The organism is Stygiolobus sp. RP850M (assembly GCF_037389295.1).
Taxonomy (GTDB): domain Archaea; phylum Thermoproteota; class Thermoprotei_A; order Sulfolobales; family Sulfolobaceae; genus Stygiolobus.
Genome location: NZ_JBBHKU010000029.1, coordinates 1 through 5461, shown reverse-complemented (window position 1 = coordinate 5461; position 5461 = coordinate 1). Strand labels below are relative to the sequence as shown.

8 protein-coding genes and 2 pseudogenes are annotated in these 5461 nt (G+C 39.2%); 5 read left to right on the top strand and 5 right to left on the bottom strand.

Features of this window, described 5'->3' with window-relative positions; genetic code table 11:
• Positions 1–269 (top strand): annotated as a pseudogene (locus WIW52_RS02785) (IS701 family transposase); the annotation flags it as partial.
• 414 nt (positions 270–683) lie between these two features.
• Here WIW52_RS02785 and WIW52_RS02780 read toward each other — a convergent pair.
• Positions 684–1010 (bottom strand): hypothetical protein, encoded by a 327-nt coding sequence (locus WIW52_RS02780; protein WP_337708464.1) that lies wholly within the window; start codon positions 1008–1010, stop codon positions 684–686.
• On the opposite strand from WIW52_RS02780, the gene WIW52_RS02775 reads away from it, so the two are divergent.
• The 3 genes from WIW52_RS02775 to WIW52_RS02765 are packed head-to-tail and all read left to right on the top strand — an operon-like array spanning position 961 to position 1784.
• Positions 961–1347, top strand: a complete 387-nt coding sequence (locus tag WIW52_RS02775; RefSeq protein ID WP_443295477.1) for a hypothetical protein — start codon at positions 961–963, stop codon at positions 1345–1347. The two genes, WIW52_RS02780 and WIW52_RS02775, sit on opposite strands and share 50 nt — an antisense overlap.
• Before the next feature lie 24 nt (positions 1348–1371).
• On the top strand, positions 1372–1599 hold the full coding sequence (locus WIW52_RS02770; RefSeq protein ID WP_337708460.1) for a hypothetical protein: 228 nt from the start codon (positions 1372–1374) through the stop codon (positions 1597–1599).
• A complete protein-coding gene (locus tag WIW52_RS02765; RefSeq protein WP_337708458.1) occupies positions 1584–1784 on the top strand; it encodes a hypothetical protein in 201 nt (66 codons plus the stop codon). The genes WIW52_RS02770 and WIW52_RS02765 overlap by 16 nt, the downstream gene beginning before the upstream one ends.
• A 73-nt stretch (positions 1785–1857) precedes the next feature.
• Here WIW52_RS02765 and WIW52_RS02760 read toward each other — a convergent pair whose 3' ends face one another.
• The gene (locus tag WIW52_RS02760) at positions 1858–2442 is read right to left on the bottom strand and encodes a conjugative plasmid protein (pARN3) (protein WP_337708456.1); all 585 of its coding nucleotides are present in this window, start codon (positions 2440–2442) and stop codon (positions 1858–1860) included.
• Between the two features lie 341 nt (positions 2443–2783).
• Here WIW52_RS02760 and WIW52_RS02755 point away from each other — a divergent pair, with 341 nt between their 5' ends.
• A complete protein-coding gene (locus WIW52_RS02755) occupies positions 2784–3863 on the top strand; it encodes an MFS transporter (RefSeq protein WP_337708455.1) in 1080 nt (359 codons plus the stop codon).
• A gap of 158 nt (positions 3864–4021) precedes the next feature.
• Here WIW52_RS02755 and WIW52_RS02750 read toward each other — a convergent pair whose 3' ends face one another.
• The 3 genes and pseudogenes from WIW52_RS02750 to WIW52_RS02740 form a co-directional block, all read right to left on the bottom strand.
• Complete coding sequence (locus tag WIW52_RS02750) at positions 4022–4165, bottom strand: hypothetical protein (RefSeq protein WP_337708453.1); 144 nt, start codon at positions 4163–4165, stop codon at positions 4022–4024.
• A gap of 162 nt (positions 4166–4327) precedes the next feature.
• On the bottom strand, positions 4328–4576 hold the full coding sequence (locus tag WIW52_RS02745) for an AbrB/MazE/SpoVT family DNA-binding domain-containing protein (protein WP_337708452.1): 249 nt from the start codon (positions 4574–4576) through the stop codon (positions 4328–4330).
• A gap of 499 nt (positions 4577–5075) precedes the next feature.
• Positions 5076–5461, bottom strand: a pseudogene (locus WIW52_RS02740) (IS701 family transposase); the annotation flags it as partial.

Sequence of the window (5461 nt, the reverse complement as noted above, 5' to 3'; positions counted from 1 at the left end):
TCAGCGAGGAGGAGATCGAGGAGGCATGGAGGATGAGGTGGGAGATCGAGAAGCTTCACAGGGACGTCAAGGCCCTTGGACTGGAGGACTCTTCGTTCTGGAGGAGAGAGAGGCTTCAGGGCTACCTCACGATCTTCACCATCATGATTAACGTCGTCAGGGAGCTGGTGAGGGCTCTTAACCTGAGGAGCGTGGAGGCGTTCCTCAGGTTCGTTGAACGTTATTTAGGTGGACCGCCGGGGCTGATGAAAATCTTTAAGTTACGTTAAAGTCCCATAACTGCTGCTTTCTAGATTTTCTTCAACACTTATACTTTCCACTATTTATTATGCTAATCATAATAATTTTGCAAAACAATGTTAGTTTATAAAATTTTAAGATTCACTAATTTTAGGAAACTATTATGATAATAAAGGAATAGTTATAATGTAAAGTATTCTGTCTAGAGATTTTCAAAGGATGTGAGGTTCCCAAAATTCACTAACACTTAACGCTCATGCGATTATTAAAGATAAACTTTATCATAAAAGTATAGCGTAGTATGTCTTATGGTTATTAAGTTACTTATTATAAAATAGATGAGTAGCTTTACAGATTGTTAAAAGCTAAGGCTGTAATTTTAGGAATTAGCGTTTCCGAAGCAATTCAGCAAGCGATCTCTATGTGGTTAAACGTCACGGATTCTATTTCAGATTACAATAGAGTGATATTGAGTACTCACTAAGAGAGTTAAAGCTTATAATGATGATAAATACGTCCTTGCTTGTGATGGTAAATACATTGGCTCTTTTAGTAGTGAAGAAGCTGTTAAGGGGGCTAAGAAATATGAGAAATGTGTTATCGATTATAAGGGCTATCCCAGGGGTCACGTAGGATAGCGGGGCAGTTCTGGTTACAGTTACAAATCCTCCTTCACCTCTTGGGTGGATAGAAGGAGCAATCACAGACGCAGTTTCTGGATTGATAAACAGCGATGCTAATAGTATTGAAAGAGCAATACAAACTATCATACCAGTGTTTGGAGCACCCCTGGAATGGATGACATATTCTACTACTCCTAACATGTCACCAGCGTCACAATCAATTTACAACCAAATGAAAGACTTTAGCATTGGTCTCGCAATGCTTTTCATAGCTTTCTCAATCGCATATAACGCTATAAGGGGAGAGTATGCCGACCTTGTTGACCTCGATGGGGACGTAATGTACAAATTATCTGTTTGGGGACTGTTCTTCGCGGGCGGCCTAACAATTTATACTTACGCTGCGAATTTCATTAATACCATAATTTATACTGTGGCTGGGACGTATCTTAGCGCAGCAGTTGCGGAATATACGGTAGTGTAAGCCCTAATTGTTGGCATATTCGGATTGCTGGATTTCGTTCCTTTCGGCTTCGGAAATCCTGTTGATGTATTTCTTGCAGCGCTACTATATCTTTTGTCTATCACGTTAGCTGTGGTTGCAATTAAGTACGCTGTAATGCTAACGATAGTAGACACAATTCCCTTATGGGCTAATCTATGGATATTCGAATGGACAAGAAAAATTGCTATGGTGGTCATAGACTTATTGATAGGCTTATGGTTACTGGGCTGATAGTAGCAGTAACATTCGCTATATTGGCAACACTGCCATTGGGAGCGTTAATGTTTGTTATCGACCCTATAGCTATGGATGGAGAGTTCCTATTCCTGCTGACCGCCTTTGTCTTCGGACTAAGACCACGGGAACATATGATGGAAGCATTTAGAGAGAAAAAGAAGGAGGTTCCGGAAATATAGTAGTAGTAGAAAATAATAGTGGCGGATCTACGTCCTCAGAACCACCACCTGGAAGATATATGTAAAAAATCAACTAAAATTTTAAATTAAATCTATTTTTTACATAGTTTAGCTTATTATGAGGATCATCAACGTTAGGTATTGTTATGTCCCTCCTGTCTGTTGTTAACACGTGCCAGTCACCTATTTCCTTGTAAGTAGGAGCATTAATATCGAGAGTAGGAGCAATAATTAAGCTAGGACTATTAGCCACGTTCTCTTGCCTGACATTCATGACAGTTATAGTTTTTACTTGGCTCCACGATAAAACAAGCTCACCTTCTAATTCGTTAGCAATTTTGCCAAACCTCTTTCCAATCTTTACTAACTTATTTATTCCAAATATGCTACCTGCAATCAGTCCAATACCGATTAAACTGGCAGAAGATGATAGGGAAACTAAAAACACTCCATATATAAGAATAAAAGGTAAAACTATTATCCCTAGCGTTATCCCCACTACGGCTGCAAAACCTCCTAACCTCTTAGCTCTGTTCACCTTATAAATTCCGTCGTTTGCTGCAGCATAGAGAGGGATGAATTCCCTAGAAAACATCATTTGGTACCTTGTTTGCAATGGGTTGAGGATTACTATTTCGTTATAGTTAAACTTCCTCATCGCCATTCACTTTTTTTATTCTCCTTCTATATTAAAATACTTTTCTGTTTTAACTTTAACCTCTACGGGAGTTAGTCCTAAAACCACCTTAAGCAAAAGGGATGTTATACTAGGTGCTTAAGGTAAAATAAGAGCAAACTTTACAAGTGTTAAAAGTCATAATTTTCTCTTTCGATTTAGAAAATATGTTAGAGGAAATTTTAGGTGGGGATGGCCATTAATTGCCTGAGAATAAAAGAAAGCTCTTACGTTGATCACTGTTTTCTCTAGGTCAAGATTAAAAACTTCATGCTGAACCACTCGATCGAACGATTTTTAAGAGTTAGTTGGTAATCGGAACTATGGATGATGTTTATAGGCTAATCCTCTCTACTTCAATGAGCGGTGTAATTTGGGGAGCTAACACTATTGTAGTCTCGTTATACTTACTCTCACTTCATTACTCGCCTTTGTTCATTGGGGCTTTGTTTACCTTGTCAATTTTAGTTTCATCAGTCGAGGGCTTTATATTCTCGATATTAGGGGACTTGTATGGAAGAAAGAAATTCGCTTTATTGAGTAGGGGTTTATCAGCGGTCTTCATTCTACTCTTTTACCTGAAGTTCGTTTACGCATATATCTTTATGGTAGGATGGGGTAGTGGGGCTCTAATCAGTGCGATCCTTGCAGATAAGGCTAAAAACCTCGAAAGGGTCTACAGCTATCAAACGTCTTTAAATATCCTTTTCAGCGTTATAGGATCTTCTCTTCCCTTGTACTTAAATTACGGTGAGATATTTCTCTTGGAGTTTGCGGTCGCAATAACTTCCTTCTCGCTTTTACTCACGGTAAGAGAGGATTATAAGGGAGGAGGAAAAATCAAGTTATCCTCACTTCCCACGGTAGGTAAGTTTTTGCCAGAGGCGTTAATAGGGTTTGGCGCAGGGTTAATTTTGCCTCTAATGTCTTTATGGTTTAGGCTCAGGTTTCACGTAACTGCATCAAATATATCACCGGTGTTCATGGCTTCTGAGCTAACTTTAGCCCTTGCCGTAATTTACTCCTCGAGGCTATCCGACAAGTTGGGGATGGTTAAGACAATAGTTTACACTCACGTCCTTGCAATACTCCTGCTGTTCGTCCTCCCCTTTACACCGACGTTTTTTGAGGCTTCGGTAGTATATGTTCTGAGAAATGCCTTGATGAATATGGCTTCACCGGTCTTTAACGCTTTAGTAATGAGCCTAATACCTAGGGATGAGAGAAGTAGGGCAAGTAGTCTTATCCAGTTAATTGATTCTCTTCCGAGGGCTTTTGCACCTTCCATAGGAGGTTATTTATTTAACGAGGGAAACTTGGTCCTGCCCTTTCTGATAACCGGTGCATTATACTTCACTTCAACAGTCGTCTTTTACAACCTTTTTAGGAATGTGAAGAGATGAAAGTATGAACCTTAAAGATTTTATGAAGAGACGACAACAACAATACGATCCTCTCCCTTTATTTTAGATAATGAAGTTCCAAAGAACTAAAATCAGGCGTGAGAAATTCTTGAAACTGGCTTCCTTCTCGCCTCAGAGAGGCAAGGCTTTCCGCCCCCTTAACCCCTTTCTTTGTAATGTATTGCGTCTTCAAAGTCCAGATTGTTCTTTTTGATGGTTTCGTATGCCTCTTTTAGTTCGTAAGGTTCTAGGTGTATGAACTTAACGTTTAGATCCTCAAATACTTCAGATATTTTTCTCATAATTTCCTTTTCATCTTCTTTTGTTAAATACTTGAGGACTACGATAAGCTGAAAGAACGTGATTTCTGAAGTGTAGATCTCAATTAGTATGTTCTATCCAGTATTCTGCCCTATTGCCGAATTCTGGATCATCGATTAGGTAGTATACGAACACGTTTACGTCTAGATATCTTTTAACCACTTTTTACTCCTCTCTTCTAAGGCCTCTTTTAATATTTCGTCTATATTCTCTGACTTTAGACTAGCTTTAAATAATCCTCTATAATTCTTTTTTATATAAGGTAGGAGTTCTATTTTACCGTCTTCAACAATGAGTTTTACTTTACTGGTGATATTTAACTCTTCCCTTACTTCCTTGGGGATTACTATTCTCCCTTTCTCGTCAATGCTAAGTAAATATTCTTTTTTCATAAATTCCACTATTATTCCCACATATAAAAAGCCAATGTAGTTAGTAGTGAGCGAGTTGTTAGCTTAATATTTATTCAGATAAACAAGAAGAACACTTTGACTTAACATGAAGTAGTGCAAAAGTTATATTAAGGATTTTTTAAGAGATTAAGGAATGTTAATAAGACAAGCTTGTCTGCCTTGTTTAAGAGATGAAAACCTCACCTTTTAAAGAAGGAGAACTAGATTGAAATGTTCAACTTATATTATACGGTTTATCAAATAAGTTGAGAAAGAAAGATATGATAGTTCTATCCAAGGATGTTAGGGAAAACTTTGGATAAAAGAAAACGGTATATTAATAGATGAGATTAAAGGTGATGAGTTGGTTTTAACGTCCCCTGAAACCTAAGATAGTGAAAGTTGATCCGAAAATAGTGTAGGAAACTCTTAGGGAGGAAGTTGAGGCTGAAACAAGAAAAGAGGAGGAAATATTTAATGATACAGCAGTTATGGGACTTTAACGTAACTTAAAGATTTTCATCAGCCCAGGCGGTCCGCCTAAATAACGTTCAACGAACCTGAGGAACGCCTCCACACTCCTCAGGTTCAGCTCCCCTATCAGCTCCCTGACAACGTTGACCATGATGGTGAAGATCGTGAGGTAACCCTGAAGCCTCTCTCTCCTCCAGAACGAGGAGTCCTCCAGTCCCAAGGCCTTCACGTCCCTGTGAAGCTTCTCGATCTCCCACCTCATCCTCCAAGCCTCCTCGATCTCCTCCTCACTGAGCGAGAGATCGGTCGTGTAGAGGTACCTGACGTGTGTCCCGGAGTCACCTTTATATTCTTGGACTAGCAATTTTACCGTAATCACTCGGCCTCCCAGGGTCAGGTCGGCGTAGTAGA

What these genes read in the sequence shown, in the direction of transcription:
- WIW52_RS02780 (WP_337708464.1), bottom strand. Translation starts at nt 1,010, where the DNA reads ATGATAGTTTGTATTGCTCTTTCAATACTATTAGCATCGCTGTTTATC.
- WIW52_RS02765 (WP_337708458.1), top strand. Translation starts at nt 1,584, where the DNA reads ATGGTTACTGGGCTGATAGTAGCAGTAACATTCGCTATATTGGCAACA.
- WIW52_RS02760 (WP_337708456.1), bottom strand. Translation starts at nt 2,442, where the DNA reads ATGAGGAAGTTTAACTATAACGAAATAGTAATCCTCAACCCATTGCAA.
- WIW52_RS02755 (WP_337708455.1), top strand. Translation starts at nt 2,784, where the DNA reads ATGGATGATGTTTATAGGCTAATCCTCTCTACTTCAATGAGCGGTGTA.
- WIW52_RS02750 (WP_337708453.1), bottom strand. Translation starts at nt 4,165, where the DNA reads ATGAGAAAAATATCTGAAGTATTTGAGGATCTAAACGTTAAGTTCATA.
- WIW52_RS02745 (WP_337708452.1), bottom strand. Translation starts at nt 4,576, where the DNA reads ATGAAAAAAGAATATTTACTTAGCATTGACGAGAAAGGGAGAATAGTA.